Source organism: Rhizobium rhizogenes NBRC 13257 (assembly GCF_000696095.1).
GTDB lineage: Bacteria > Pseudomonadota > Alphaproteobacteria > Rhizobiales > Rhizobiaceae > Rhizobium > Rhizobium rhizogenes.
This window is the reverse complement of the sequence record NZ_BAYX01000003.1, coordinates 152989-167305: the sequence shown is the minus strand read 5'-3', so window position 1 is coordinate 167305 and position 14317 is coordinate 152989. Positions and strand designations below refer to the sequence as shown.

The following is a 14317-nucleotide window of genomic DNA, read 5'->3' as shown; positions in this document are numbered from 1 at the left end:
CCAATGAGCGTATCCGATGCAGTGGCGCCAGAGCATAGCTGGCATCGATACGGTCATCTCGCCGTGGTCTACCTCGTGTGGGGCAGCACCTATCTGGCGGTCAAGATATGCGTGAGCGGCCCATCCGCATTGTCTCCCCTTCAGCTTCAGACCTGGCGCATGTCGATGGCAGGCATCCTGCTGATCGGCCTGTCGTTTTTCTCTGGCAATCTGCCATCGAAGATCAGAATCCGAGACCTGCTGACCTGTTGCGTCACCGGCGCGCTGATGTGGGTTTCTGGAAACGGGTTGGCGACATTGGCGTCGCGTCACGCCACGTCCGGCTTCATCGTGATGGCAATGGGGATGATCCCCGTCTGGACAACGCTGATCACCAGCATCATGAACAGGGCGCTTCCATCGCGCACCATGATCCTGGGATTGTTTACGGGCATTATCGGGCTGAGTTTCGTCATAGTGCCGCCGGCCCTATCCTCAGAGGTTTCGTCGGTCGCACAAGGCTACGCTGTCTCGACCGCCCTGATCCTGTGCGCGGCCGGCCTGACGTGGTCGCTCGGCTCCGTCCTGCAGCAGCCCTTGATTGGTCGACTGGCGCCGACGACGGCCGCAGGCATCCAGATGCTATCGGCCGCACTCATCTTGACGACGATCGGCAAACTGCAGGCGGCCCCCCTTCTTCCTCAGTTCGGTTTAGCGACGAACCAGATCGCAGCCTTCCTGTTTCTGGTCGTCTTCGGATCGGCGATATGCCTTGTCTCCTATATCAAGGTGATCAAGTCCTTCAATCCGACGATCGCTTCGACCTTCGCCTACGTCAATCCCCTCGTCGGTGTCGCATTGGGGTGGGCATTACTGGGAGAGCTTCCGGAAACGGCTGCGTCGCTCGGCATGGCACTGATCTTGTTCGGCGTTTTCCTTGTCGTTGCACGGCCTTCGAAGCGTTCCGCAGCCTATGAAGGCCAGTCGAAGTTATCTCGATTTTCAGAGGAAAATGGCAAATAGCAAAATCACTTCGGCCCGTTTTTGCCGCCGAGGACGGATGTCAGGGTTCGGCCGTGAACAACTCGATTGGATCCTCTAACCCTTTGAGCTGGTGGAAGCCGGCCGTCCGGATTTCCTCGGCTCCGATCCTGCGGCGGAACGAATCTGACATGAGAACGGACGTCCCAAGCACGACGCATGCGCTCTGGATCTGGGTGAGGAGGTTCACGTCGGAGCCGATGAAAGCGAGATCCTGACGGCCACCGGAGCCTACATTGCCGTAGCTGACTCCGCCGTAGTGCAGCGCAATACTGGCCTCGATATCGGCGCCATCGAATTCGAAGTGTCTCAGCTCCTCAAGGATCGCGTCCGCTGCGGCGAATGCTGAACTGCTGGCGGCCTCGGCATCGGAGCTTGGAAAGAATGCCAGCACCGCATCGCCCATAGATCTAAGCAGCTTCCCGCCTCGATGCGTGATGGCCGACACCACGATCTCGAAATATGCGTTCAGCAACTCCAATGCGCGATCCCCCGACAGTCTGTTCGAGAGTTCAGTGAAATCGCGGAGGCTACAAAGCAAAAGGGCTGCCTCCATGGTTTCGACCTCGCCTTGCCGAATACGCCCGGCAAGAATGCGCTGCACGGTCATCGGGCCGGTGTAGGTGTCGAGGAGACTGAGCTCCGCCTGGCGCATGACACGGAGTTCGCAGGTGTTGCGCAGGGCTGGAAGAATCCGCTCGATGACGCAAATGTCCGGCAGCGTGAAGCCGCCTGGATGTCGCGTACCGAAGATGACGGCGCTGACAGGACCGTCAACATTGCAGAGCGGGGCGACGAGGAGCTGCGCAAGACCTCGGCCGGCATGGACATCCATCTCCTGCCACGGCCAATTCCGCTCGTCCATCCCCACGATCATCGGCTCACGGGAGCCCAGTAGCTTGCGCAACGGGCTGCCGGCGAATGAGTGTCCGGTGCTATGCTCGTGATCGTGTATCTCGACAGGTTCGCCAGGCGCCCAGGCCACAGTACGCCCCGGAAACTCCGGGTGGAGCGTCATCAGATGCAGTGTCAGCCTATCGATCGGGAGGCCCATGCCCTGCAGCCGTCGGCCAAGTCCGGCAATCAAACCGGCCTCATCGATGGCGTGACATTCGTCGCCCGACAACCATTCCAGCACGGAGAGCATGGAGTTCGGATCGACGCTGCGGCGGCGAATGGTCCGTTGACCGACGGAGACCGGATCTTTGAGCAAGGTGTTCATGGCTTTGCCTTTCGGGATCTGGAAAACGCGAATGCTCAGTGGGCTCCTCCACCCGACAACTGACCGGGCTTCTTGAAAAACAGCGTCGCGACAAGAGCAACGAGCAGCGCCGCGCCAAGCAGGAAAAACGTATCGCTGAAGGCCATGATATTGGCCTGCTTTCGCAGACCCGACGCGACGGCGACAACAGCCTTGTGCGTGGCGGTAGCCTGATCGCTGACGCCATGGCTCATGAAGTACGCCGTCAGCTTCGCGATGCGCTCGCGGGTGGCTTCCTCGAACATGGAGACCGAGTTGGTCATGATGTTCGAATGGAATTGTTCGCGCTTCGACAAGAAGGTCTGCAACGAGGCAATGCCGACAGCGCCGCCGAGGTTTCGCATCATGTTGAACAGCGCGGAGGCCGAACCGGCATTCTCCTGCTCTATGCCTGCGGTCGCGATCGCCGAAAGCGGCGTGAAGACAAGCGCCTGTCCAATCGCACGGACAACGTTAGGCCAGAACAGCTGGTCGGTCGCATAATCCCCGGTCATGTGGACGTTCATGAAGTTCGAGACGGCAAAGAGCGCGAAACCGACGACGATCAGCAGACGGACGTCGAAGCGTTTCATCATCTGCGGAACCAGCGGGATCAGCAGAAGCTGAGGGATGCCTGTCCACGCCAGCACCATGCCGATCTGCTCGGAGTTATATCCCTGAATGCGGGACAGATAGATCGGCAGAATGAAGGCGGAGCCATAGAGCGCGATGCCGAGCAGGATGTTGGCGACGATACCGAAGCCGAAGTTTCTCCGCACCAGCAGGCGCAAGTTCAGCAGCGGATGCGCGGTCTTCAGTTCGATGATCAGGAAGAGCGTCAGCGATACGACGGCGATGACTGACAGGCGGACAATGAAGTCCGATCCGAACCAGTCGTCCTTGTTGCCTTCCTCGAGCACGGTCTGAAGCGCTGCAAGACCCACCGACATGGTGAGGATGCCAGGCCAGTCACCCTTCGAAAGCAGGCTAAGGTTCATCGGCGCCCGCTCGAGCGAGAGCCAGAGCATGCCGACCATCAGCGAGCCTGGGACCAGATTGACGTAGAAGATATACTCCCATCCGAAATTCTCGGTGAGATAACCGCCGATGGTCGGGCCGATCGCGGGTGCAAAGGTGGCGGAGAGCGCGAAAAGCGCCAGACCGATCGGCTGCTTTGCCTTGGGGAGCAGCGTGATGATGATGGTGAAGGCCATCGGGATCAGTACGCCGCCGGAAAAGCCCTGGATGGCGCGAAGGACGATCATCTGCTGCAGGTTCACCGCGAATGCACAGGCGATCGAGAAGACGAGGAACAGGATGGCGTTGACCAGCAGATAATTGCGGACCGAGAAAACCCTGGCCAGCCATCCGCTGAGCGGAATGACGACGATTTCGGCGATGAGATAGGAGGTCGATATCCAGCCGCCATCATCCGTTCCGGCACCGATCGCGCCCTGAATGTCCGCAAGCGAGGCATTGACGATCTGAATGTTGAGCACCGCCATGAAAGCACCGAGCGTGGAGGCGATGACCGCGGTCCACATGCGAAGCGGGCTCATAGCCGGCTTGGCGGGTGCTGATACCACTGCCGGACTAAGAGGCTGAGTATTGTTTGCTACGACCTGGAGCGTGGCCATGACTTGTCTCCTTCCGGCTCTGCCGAAAACGTTCTCATGACAATGGTTGGGTGATAATCGGGAAAGAAACGGGAGGATCATCCGGCCCCGCCGGATAATCGCTTCCTACTTCTGAAGTGCGACGTCCCTCGTATCGATCTCAGGTTCGACCGACATGCCGGACCGAAGCAGGCCGACCAGCCCCTCGTCGTCGATGACGATCTTCACGGGAATACGCTGCACGATCTTGGTGAAATTGCCCGTCGCATTGTCCGGGGGCAGCAGGGAGAATTCCAGGCCGCTCGCGGGCGATATGCTGTCGACGTGCCCCTTGATCGCAACATCCGGGAAGCTGTCGATCTTGATTTCGACGGGCTGGCGCGGACGAACATTGGTGAGCTGCGTTTCCTTGAAATTCGCAACGACGTAGACGGCGTGGAGCGGCACGACCGCCATAAGCTGCGTTCCGGCGGTGACAAACTGGCCGACACGAATCGAACGGGCGCCGACGGTTCCATCCACAGCCGCAACGATATCGGTATATGAAAGGTTCAATTCGGCCTGGTGGACGGCGGCATCGGCGTGGTCGCGCTGGGCAACGGCCTGATCACGCTCAGTCTGAAGGACGGGAACCTTGTTCTGTGCGGCAACGAAAGCGGCCTGATCCCGTTCGACCGCTGCTACGGCCTGATCATTCAGGGACTGGGTTTGTTCGGCGCGAGACTGCGTGCCTGCACCATTCGCTATTAGTCTCGCGTTACGTGCCGCATCCGACTGAGCGTAGACGAGGGAGGCGCGCGACGCATCAAGCGAGGCCTTCGCCTGGTCGATGACCGACTGCTGCAATCGAATTTGTGCATCGATATTGGTGATCGCAGCATCGGCTGCGTTGAAATCCGCTTTCGCCTGCGACAATGCGGCCTGGAAGTCACGATCATCGATCCGGGCGAGGACTTGTCCTGCTTTGACCGTATCATTGTCGTTTACGAGGACTTCCTTGATATAGCCGGTAACTTTAGGGGCGATCGTGGTGTAGTCCGCCTTCACATAGGCGTCGTCCGTCGACTCCATGAAGCGCCCGACGGTCCAGTAATGATATCCGAAGTTCGCGGCATATGCGGCGCCCGCGAGAAGGGCCACGACGAGCACACCGCGTTTGACAGCACTTCCTTTGGTCTTCGGGGCCTTGGCTGCGACAGCTTCCGCGGTGGTAGGCGCTGGGACATCGGCGACTTTAGCTGTCTCTGCCTTGGCGCTTTCGAATGCTTCCTTGCGGGGGAGCTCAACCATCGTACTTCTCCTATGGTCCGCCCCGTTGATGATGCGGGGCATGATTGCGTTCTATGGACCGCATAAATGCCCCGCTGGTCGCCTTTTGATAATCCGCGTATATCGGTAAGGATCATACGCTGAGAGCGGATAATCAGGAGGTGTGCATGGATCGTCTGACAAGTCTTTCGGTCTTCGGAAAGGTGGTCGAGCATGGTGGTTTCTCGGCGGCGGCGCGGCGGCTCAACATGTCGGTGACAATGGTTGCCACCCATGTGCAATCGCTTGAGGAGAGGCTCGGCGTTCGCCTGCTCAATCGCACGACGCGCAAGGTGAGCCTGACGGAAACGGGCAAGTTCTATTACGACCGCTCGTCTCAGATACTGGCCGAACTCGAAGAAGCGGACCGGGCCGCGGGCGCGCTGACCACGATGCCCCGTGGCACGCTCAAGATCTATTCAAGCGCTGCGATTGTCCGCTTTCTGCTTCCCGTCATCGATGAATATCTCCAGCTCTACCCCTCAGTCTCCATGGACGTAGACATCGGCGAACGGACGATCGACATGATCGAGGATGGCCACGATCTCGTGATGCGTACCGTGCCCTCTCCGGATTCCAGCCTCATGGTTCGAAAACTGACGTCATGGCGGCACGTCCTCGTATGCTCCCCGTCCTATCTCGAGGAACATGCCGAACCGAAGACGCCCGCCGATCTCGCGGCCCACAACTGCCTTCAATACAGCTACTATCCATACGGCGACGAATGGCATTTCGAAACGGGCAACGGGGAACCGGCAAACGTTAGAGTGCAAGGCAACGCCCGTTCCAACAGCGCAGAGACGTTGCGCCACCTTGCGGTCAATGGCCGTGCGATCTGGCTCGCGCCAAGCTTCATTGTGTCCGAGGACCTGGCCGAAGGCCGGCTGATCCGGATGATGCCGGAGTTCCGTGGCGTGGAATTCGCCATCAATGCCATCTACCCCAACCGCAGCCACCTGCCGACGAAGGTGAGGCTTTTCATCGACTTGCTGGTCGAGCGCTTCGCCGAGCACCGCAAGTGGATGACGTGATAAAGTCGATAGGCGAAAGCCGAGCGCTAAGTCTCGGCCAGCTTGGCATGCAGTGCCTCTTCAAAATCACTGACGATGGCCTTGATGAGGCGCTCCGTGATCCTGTCCTTCTGCCATAATGCAGTCATCTCGACGGGTGACGGCTCCCAATCGGGGAGGACCGGAACGAGCGCACCGGTCGCTATCGCATCCTCGATCATGAACTTGGGCAGATTGGCGATGCCAAGGCCGGCACAGGCGGCCTCGACGAGAATGGTCTGTCGGTTTGCGGCAAAACCGATCCTAGGGCGCATGATTTCGCGTGTCCCTTGAGCATTTTTCAGATCCCACGCAATCAGATCGCGGCGGATCGCAAGCGCCGGCAGCATCTCCAGATCCTGTGGGGTTTTCAGATCGGGGTGCATGCTGAGGAAAGCCGGGCTGGCGACGAGCGTTCGCGGCAAGGCAGCGATCTTCTTGAACATCAGTTCGGAATCGGCAACCGGTCCCATGCGAATGACGAGATCATATCCCTCTTCGATCAGCGAAACCCGGCGATCCGCAAGCGTCATCTCGATCGTGACGTCGGGATAGCGTGTCTTGAAGCCGATCAGAGCCGGGGCAAGAACCGCGACCGCCATATCCGGAGGCAGCGACAAACGCACTGTGCCCGATAGTGCGACACGTTCATCCTGAACCTCGGCAACCGCTTGTTCGGCCAGCATGAACGCCGTCTGGCTTCGATCAAAGAGTTGCTGCCCCTGCTCGGTCAGGATCACCCCCTTCTTCGTCCGGCGCACAAGGCGGACGTTCAAACTCTCCTCCAGCGCCGACAGACGGCGCGAGAGCGTGGCTTTTGGAATGCCGGTCGCGCGTTCGGCCGAGGCCAGTCCACCCGCCTGCGCAATGCGGATGAACAGCGCCAGGCCATCAAAATCGCCGAATGTTTTCATGTTTCATTTATGGAACATAAGCACGACACAAATCAAGTCTCCCCGATGTATCGTTCCATCTCTATCTTCCAGCTCGAGCAATAAAGCTCCCAACGAGCACAGGAGATGAGTCATGACCACGACATTCACGCCTGAAAATTCCGCACTGCTGCTGATTGACCATCAGGTTGGCACGATGCAACTGATCAAGAACATCGACGTAGAGCAGGCCAAGCGCATGTCGCTTGCACTTGCCAAGGCCGCCAGCATTCTTGGCATCCCGACCGTGCTGACCTCCAGCCAGGAAGATCGCCTGCAGGGGCCGCTTCTGCCGGAACTGCAAGAAATCCTGCCCGAGGCTTTCGAGAAGCGCGTCAAGCGCGAAGGCATCGTCAATGCCTGGACCGATGCCAACTTCAAGGCCGCGGTGGAGGCGACGGGCCGCAAGAACCTGATCATGGCCGGCGTTACCACCGACGTCTGCCTGGTCTTCCCGGCGATCGATGCCGTCGCCGAAGGCTACGAGGTGCAGGCCGTCATGGACGCCTCGGGTTCGCCCTACGAACTGTCCGAGGACATGTCTCGCCGGCGCATGCAGGATGGCGGCGTCATTCTGACCGCCACCAACACCATGATCGCGGAACTTGCCCAGAATTGGGGCACGCCGAATGGCCAGAAGCTGATCCAGCTTCTGTTCACCGAAGTGCTTCCGCCGATCTCGTAACCGATATCCAGTCCGTGCGAAGCCAAGGAGTAGAGAACATGACCTTAGAAGCAACTCCCCTCAACGGGATTGGCGTCGTATCGCCGGAAACGCATCTAGTAAGAGCGCAAGGCCCGTTCCAACTCCGCCGAATCCGCCCAGGTATTACCCTGCGGCAACCGGATGACGCAGGCTTCGGCGGGCTTGGAATTATCGACCACGCCCGGCTGCAACCCGGCCTTGTCGTCAGGATGCATGAGCATCGCAACGACGAGATCATCAGCTATCTGCGCTCGGGCAACATGCAGCACACGGACTCGGCTGGCCGGAGTGAGGTCATCTCGGCTGGTCGGCTGATGGTCATGAATGCCGGCAGTGGCTTTTCCCACGAGGAAGAGGTTGTCGGCAAAGACCAGATTGAAATGCTGCAGATCTTCGTCCGTCCGGAGACGGCGGACATGGAGCCTGGAGTTCAGTTTGTCAGCCTGGACGAGACAGCGCGGACCGATCAATGGCGGCTTCTGACAGGACCCGCCGGATCGGCAGCGCCGAGTTTCGTTCGCCAGGCCGTCTATCTCTACGATACGCACCTGTCGGCCAGCAAAAGCATCGGCCTGCCATCAATGCCCGGGTTCGATCGTTGGCTCTATGTCTTTCGCGGCAGCGTGCTGGTGGGCCATCAGGAGGCCGAAACCCATACGGCGCTGACGATCGGCGCGGATGAAGCCGCGCCCGATGTGACCGCGACCACAGAAACGGATCTCGTTCTCTTTCTCATTGACCGGCGCGCCGCGTTTTCGCGCGAAGGAACCATAAGCGGTTGAGCATTGACGGGCCGCCACCGGCGGCCCGTCACCAGACAATCTTTCCTGTCGTTGGCCAAAGGCTTCCACCGGCTAGACCATGGCGGCTCTCGAAGAGCCATGTCGCTCCGCGGAAGTTCAGTTTGAACCCCGATCTGTAAATGGAGACTGCAGCATGTCCAAGGGAACCGCCGTCGTCACCGGAGCCGCCAACGGCATCGGTCAAGCCTATGCCCAGAGGCTTGCCACCGATGGCTTCGATATCGCGGTCGCCGACGTCGGCGATGCATCGGAAACAAAGGCGATGATAGAGGCCGCGGGACGCAGGTTCTTCTCGGCCAAGATCGACGTGACCTCGCCCAGCTCGACGGCGGAATTCGCCAACGAGGTCGCAAAGATCCTTCCGCCCGTCACCGCCCTCGTCAACAACGCGGGAATCTATCCATGGAAGCCGTTCGCCGAAACGGATTATGATCTCTGGCGCAAGGTCATCAGCGTCAACCTCGACGGACCGTTCCTGATGTGCAAGGCGTTCGTGCCGGGCATGGTTGAGCGCGGCTTCGGGCGGATTGTCAACGTCGCTAGCACGACCTTCTGGCTCAATACCACCCAGATGACCTCTTACGTCGCAAGCAAGGGCGGCGTCATCGGATTTACGCGGGCTCTGGCTGGCGAAGTCGGCGCCTCTGGCGTGACCGTCAACGTGATTGCGCCCGGACTGACCAACACCAAAACGATGCGTGCCGAGAACGAGGAAATCTACGGCTATCTGCCCAAGGTTCAGGCTATCCCGCGGGTTATCGAACCCTCGGATATCGTCGGGGTCGTCTCGTTCCTATGCTCGCAGGATTCAGCTTTCGTCACGGGTCAGACGATCGCGGCGGATGGCGGCAACGTCCGGAACTGATTTCGAAAAACTCCCGAACAGGTTATCCGCCCCGCTCGCTGTCAATCACAAGCGGGGCGGTTCTATTTCAGCCGGTCTTTCAGGAACTCGATGAAGCGCTGTGTCTTCGCCGGCAAAAGTCGTGTCTCCGTGATCGCAAAGACGGATACGGGCGTCCCTTGCCACTGCGGCAGGATGCGTTGCAGCCGTTTGTCCGCCAGTTCATCGGACACGATTTGCTCCGGCAGCATGGCGATACCCATGTCCAGCGTGGCGAGGCGGCGGATCATTCCGATATTGTTCAGCCGGAACCTGCCGCCAACGGCGGCCTCAACCATTTCACTTCCATTGTCCAGCGTCCAGACCTTGGCCTTCAGCATGCAGAGGCACTGATGCCCGGCCAGGTCCGAAGGCTCGTTCGGTTCCCCGTTGCACTCGAGATAGCGCGGCGAGGCGTAAAGATACGGCGACAGGCGGGCCAATGGTCGCGCGATCATGTGGGACGGCTCCGGCTCTCCCATACGGATCGCCACGTCAAACGGCTCAGCCACCAGATCGACAAGGCGCGGCGTCAGATCGAATTCGAAACTGATGCCGGGGTATTGCTCCGCGAACTCGGCAATCAGCGGCGCCAGATAGGTCGTCGCAAAATCCACGGGCAGGGACACGCGCAGGAAGCCGCTCGGCTGCTCCAGCAACTCGCCGAGTTGCTCATGCGCCAGCCGTGCTTCCTCAACGATACGCTTGCAGCGTTCGAAATAGATCTGACCGGCTTCCGTCAACTCGATCCGCCGTGTCGTGCGGTGCAACAGCCGCAATCCGATTGCCTTCTCCAGCAGGCTGATCCGGCGTGACAGGGTGGAGTTGGGAACCTTGGTGGCTTCGGACGCCCGACGAAAGCTGCGCGCTTTCACGACCTCCACGAACAGAGCCATGTCGTTCAGAAGTTCCACATCTTTGCTCCACCAGCAGACCAATTGGCTCCGTTTTAGCCTATTGATCCCGATTAATGCAGCAACCATTTGTTATGGGAAGCAATCAGGACAAGTTGCGATTTCGCTTTTTCCCGACTACCAAAGTCCGGGGTGCCGGTTAACGTCCTTGTAAAGCAGGTAGCGGAAACGGCCCGGTCCGCCGGCGTAGCAGGCCTGTGGGCAGAAGGCGCGCAACCACATGAAGTCACCCGCTTCCACTTCCACCCAATCCTTGTTCAGCCGATAGACCGCCTTGCCTTCGAGCACGTATAGGCCGTGCTCCATGACATGCGTCTCCATGAAGGGGATCGTCCCGCCAGGTTCAAATGTGACGATGTTGAGATGCATGTCGTAACGGACGTCGGACGGATCGATGAAACGGGTGGTTCCCCAAGAGCCATTCGTGTCCGGCATCGACGAAATGGCGTGCTGGTCCTCATGCGTGAAAATAGCGGGTGGAGCTTCCAATCCCTCGACTGTCTGGAACACCTTCCGGACCCAGTGGAACCGGACCGGCGCAGTCCCCGGGTTGCTCAGCTTCCACGCGGCTCCAGCCGGTATAAAGGCAAAGGATCCTGCTCTTAGCGCATGTTCGCTTCCGGCAAATTCGATCGCCATCTCGCCCTCGACTACGAAGATCGCTGCTTCCGCGCGATTGTCGGGTTCCGGTCGGTCGCTTCCGCCGCCCGGCAGGACTTCCATCACATATTGCGAGAAGGTTTCCGAGAACCCGGAGAGCGGCCGGGATAGAATCCATGCCCTCGTTCCCGACCAATGCGGAAGCACGCTCGTGACGATGTCGGTCATAACGCTTCGCGGAATAACCGCATAGGCCGTCGTAAAAACGGCCTTGCTTGAAAGCAGTTCTGTCTGCGGCGGCAATCCGCCGAGTTTCGAATAGTAATTTCTATCGGTCATGGGTCCGGTCTCGCGGCGCGGGATTATGCATTTGCATTAAGTGCCGCACGCCTTTTAAGCAACAATAAATTCGGCGGTCACAAGCCCGGAAATCAAAAAATTCAATCAAAATATTGTTTTTTAAAGTGGAACTCCGGTTTCACTCAAATAGGCATGAAAACTGCTTCTCATCCCCGACTGGGTCCTGCCCGGTGGCAACAAGAAACAGATGAGGGAACGGCATGAACCAGGCACTAGGTCTTCTATCACAGAGAAGATCCATTCTTCGCAAATTCCGCAAATCCATCATGGTCGGAGCGACCGCCATCGTACTGGCCGCCGCAGGCGCAGCCACGGCCCTTGCCGCTGGAACGCTGCGGATCGGCATGACGGCTTCCGATATTCCGCTGACCACCGGACAGACGGATCAGGGCGGCGAAGGTCAGCGCTTCATGGGCTACACGGTCTATGACTCGCTCGTCGAATGGGATCTCACAAGTGCCGTAAAGCCGTCCGCCCTCGTTCCGGGGCTCGCCGTTTCCTGGGCAGTCGATGCCAACGATAAGACGAAGTGGGTTTTCAAGCTTCGTGACGGCGTCAAGTTTCATGACGGCAGCGCTTTCACAGCCGATGCTGTCGTCTGGAACCTCGACAAGCTTTTGAAGGCGGATGCGCCCCAATTCGACAAACGCCAGGCGGCCCAGGGCAAGTCACGCATTCCGGCCGTGGCCAGCTACAAGGTAACCGACCCGCTGACGGTGGAGATCACCACCAAGACACCTGATGCGACGCTGCCTTATCAATTGAGCTGGATCCTGATGTCCTCCCCGGCAAACTGGGAAGCGCAGGGCAAGAACTGGGATGTCGTTGCGCAGAAGCCGTCCGGGACCGGGCCGTGGAAGCTGGAAAGCGGCTTCACACCGCGCGAGCGCGCTGAGCTGACGCCGAACAAAAACTACTGGGATCCGGCGCGCGTGCCGAAACTCGACAAGCTGATCCTTATTCCGCTGCCCGAACCGAACACCCGCGTCGCCGCTCTGCGATCCGGCCAAGTCGACTGGATCGAGGCGCCGGCGCCGGACTCCGTCGCGTCTCTCAAGGAGGCCGGTTTCACGATCGTCACAAACTCCTATCCGCATAACTGGACATGGCATTTCTCCCGCGTCGAAGGTTCGCCCTGGAACGATATTCGCGTCCGCAAGGCCGCGAACCTCGCCGTCGATCGCGACGGCCTGAATGAGCTTCTCGGTGGCCTCTCGATCCCGGCCCAGGGATTCATGCCGCCCGGCCACCAGTGGTTCGGCAATCCGACCTTCAAGCTCAGCTACAATGTCGAGGAAGCGAAAAAGCTGATGGCGGAAGCCGGATACGGTCCCGACAAGCGGATCAAGACCAAGGTCATCATTTCCTCGTCCGGCTCCGGCCAGATGCTGCCGCTGGCGATGAACGAGTATATCCAGCAGACGCTTGCCGAGATCGGCATCGATATCGAATATGAGGTGGCCGACTGGAACACGGTCATCAATATCTGGCGCGCGGGAGCGAAGGATCCGAGCGCCAAGGGCGCAACGGCCATCAACTACTCCTATTTCATTCAGGACCCCTTTACCGGCCTCATCCGACATCTGCAGTGCAACCTCGCGCCGCCGGCGGGTACGAACTGGGGCTATTATTGCGATCCGGAAATGGATGCGCTCATCGACAAGGTGCGCAACACCTTCGACCCCGCCGAACAGGACAAGGTTCTCCAGCAGGTGCATGAGAAATACGTCAATGAAGCGCTGTTCCTGATGGTCACGCACGACGTCAACCCACGCGCGATGAGCGCAAAGGTCAAGGGCTTCGTGCAGGCACAGAACTGGTTCCAGGACTTCTCGCAGATCACGCTGGATCCCTGATCCCCGAAACGGGTGCGTCGGTTCGCCGGTGCACCCCATTGAAGCGCGGACTTACTCTTCCCAAGCGAGGATCTCATGCTGGCTTATGGTTTGAAACGGCTTCTGCATGTCATACCGGTGGCGACCGGCGTCAGCATGGTGTGCTTTATGCTGATCCACATCGCGCCGGGCGACCCGCTTGCGGCCATTCTGCCCTCCGATGCCTCGGCCGAACTCCAGGCCCAGATGCGAAGCTTCTACGGCCTCGACCGGCCGCTGCCGGTTCAGTACGCCCTGTGGAGCTGGCGGGCGCTGTATGGCGATCTCGGTGTTTCCATCGCCAGCGGGCGGCCGGTCCTCGGAGAAATCGCCTCGGCTTCGCTCAATTCGATCATCCTTGCTGTCGCTGCAACGCTGATCGGCTTCACGCTCGGCGCGGGCCTCGGCTTTCTGGCAGGTGTCTTCCGCGGTAAATGGATCGACCGCATCGCTTCGGCGGTCTCGATGCTCGGCGTCAGCGTGCCGCATTACTGGCTCGGCATGGTGCTTGTCATCGTCTTTTCGGTAAGGCTCGGTTGGCTTCCCGCGATGGGCGGTGGCCCCGGCGGATCGGATGGAAGGGCGGTCAACTGGGAGTATCTGCGCTATCTCATCCTTCCCGCCATCACGATGTCCGTCATCCCGATGGGAATCATCGCCCGGACGATCCGGTCGCTGGTTGCGGATATTCTCGCGCAGGATTTCACACAGGCTCTCGCCGCCAAGGGCCTGACGACGCGGCAAATCCTGCGCCACGTCGTTCGCAATGCCGCACCGACGGCGATATCGGTCATGGGCCTGCAGCTTGGCTATCTGCTCGGCGGCTCCATCCTGATCGAGACGGTCTTTTCCTGGCCGGGAACGGGCTTCCTCCTGAACGGCGCGATCTTCAGCAGAGACCTGCCCGTGCTCCAGGGCACCATCCTTGTGCTCGCCATGTTCTTCGTTCTCGTCAACCTTGTCGTCGACGTGCTTCAGAGTGCGATCGATCCGCGTATCCAGAGGAGTTGAG

General features: G+C 59.5%; 13 protein-coding genes. 7 read left to right on the top strand and 6 right to left on the bottom strand.

Annotated elements, in window-relative coordinates; genetic code table 11:
* The first annotated feature begins 3 nt into the window (after positions 1-3).
* Complete coding sequence (locus RRH01S_RS07675) at positions 4-1002, top strand: DMT family transporter (RefSeq protein ID WP_037221953.1); 999 nt, start codon at positions 4-6, stop codon at positions 1000-1002.
* Between the two features lie 40 nt (positions 1003-1042).
* Here RRH01S_RS07675 and RRH01S_RS07670 read toward each other — a convergent pair whose 3' ends face one another.
* The 3 genes from RRH01S_RS07670 to RRH01S_RS07660 all read right to left on the bottom strand — a co-directional run bounded on the left by RRH01S_RS07670 (position 1043) and on the right by RRH01S_RS07660 (position 5166).
* Entirely contained in the window at positions 1043-2242 is a 1200-nt protein-coding gene (locus tag RRH01S_RS07670) for an adenylate/guanylate cyclase domain-containing protein (protein ID WP_007689128.1), read from the bottom strand.
* Positions 2243-2277: 35 nt separating this feature from the next.
* Positions 2278-3897: an MDR family MFS transporter gene (locus RRH01S_RS07665; protein ID WP_042470726.1), complete on the bottom strand. Its 1620-nt coding sequence runs from the start codon at positions 3895-3897 to the stop codon at positions 2278-2280.
* 105 nt (positions 3898-4002) lie between these two features.
* On the bottom strand, positions 4003-5166 hold the full coding sequence (locus RRH01S_RS07660; RefSeq protein ID WP_034522496.1) for an HlyD family secretion protein: 1164 nt from the start codon (positions 5164-5166) through the stop codon (positions 4003-4005).
* A gap of 146 nt (positions 5167-5312) precedes the next feature.
* Between RRH01S_RS07660 and RRH01S_RS07655 the strand changes: the two genes are divergently transcribed.
* Entirely contained in the window at positions 5313-6215 is a 903-nt protein-coding gene (locus RRH01S_RS07655) for a LysR family transcriptional regulator (protein WP_034522497.1), read from the top strand.
* Positions 6216-6241: 26 nt separating this feature from the next.
* Here RRH01S_RS07655 and RRH01S_RS07650 read toward each other — a convergent pair whose 3' ends face one another.
* Positions 6242-7147, bottom strand: coding sequence for a LysR family transcriptional regulator (locus RRH01S_RS07650; protein WP_034522498.1), 906 nt, complete (start codon positions 7145-7147; stop codon positions 6242-6244).
* A 112-nt stretch (positions 7148-7259) separates the two neighbouring features.
* Here RRH01S_RS07650 and RRH01S_RS07645 point away from each other — a divergent pair, with 112 nt between their 5' ends.
* The 3 genes from RRH01S_RS07645 (at position 7260) to RRH01S_RS07635 (ending at position 9539) form a co-directional block, all read left to right on the top strand.
* Positions 7260-7850, top strand: a complete 591-nt coding sequence (locus RRH01S_RS07645; protein ID WP_034522499.1) for an isochorismatase family protein — start codon at positions 7260-7262, stop codon at positions 7848-7850.
* A gap of 38 nt (positions 7851-7888) precedes the next feature.
* Entirely contained in the window at positions 7889-8653 is a 765-nt protein-coding gene (locus tag RRH01S_RS07640) for a pirin family protein (protein ID WP_034522500.1), read from the top strand.
* Between the two features lie 154 nt (positions 8654-8807).
* Complete coding sequence (locus RRH01S_RS07635) at positions 8808-9539, top strand: SDR family NAD(P)-dependent oxidoreductase (RefSeq protein ID WP_034522501.1); 732 nt, start codon at positions 8808-8810, stop codon at positions 9537-9539.
* Positions 9540-9601: 62 nt separating this feature from the next.
* On the opposite strand, the gene RRH01S_RS07630 is transcribed toward RRH01S_RS07635, so the two are convergent.
* Both RRH01S_RS07630 and RRH01S_RS07625 read right to left on the bottom strand, forming a co-directional pair.
* On the bottom strand, positions 9602-10471 hold the full coding sequence (locus RRH01S_RS07630; RefSeq protein ID WP_034522502.1) for a LysR family transcriptional regulator: 870 nt from the start codon (positions 10469-10471) through the stop codon (positions 9602-9604).
* A 117-nt stretch (positions 10472-10588) separates the two neighbouring features.
* Positions 10589-11410, bottom strand: a complete 822-nt coding sequence (locus RRH01S_RS07625; protein WP_034522504.1) for a bifunctional allantoicase/(S)-ureidoglycine aminohydrolase — start codon at positions 11408-11410, stop codon at positions 10589-10591.
* 287 nt (positions 11411-11697) lie between these two features.
* On the opposite strand from RRH01S_RS07625, the gene RRH01S_RS07620 reads away from it, so the two are divergent.
* Positions 11698-13287 (top strand): ABC transporter substrate-binding protein, encoded by a 1590-nt coding sequence (locus tag RRH01S_RS07620; RefSeq protein ID WP_110924605.1) that lies wholly within the window; start codon positions 11698-11700, stop codon positions 13285-13287.
* A 75-nt stretch (positions 13288-13362) separates the two neighbouring features.
* On the top strand, positions 13363-14316 hold the full coding sequence (locus RRH01S_RS07615) for an ABC transporter permease (protein WP_042470720.1): 954 nt from the start codon (positions 13363-13365) through the stop codon (positions 14314-14316).
* The last annotated feature ends 1 nt before the right edge of the window (position 14317 follow it).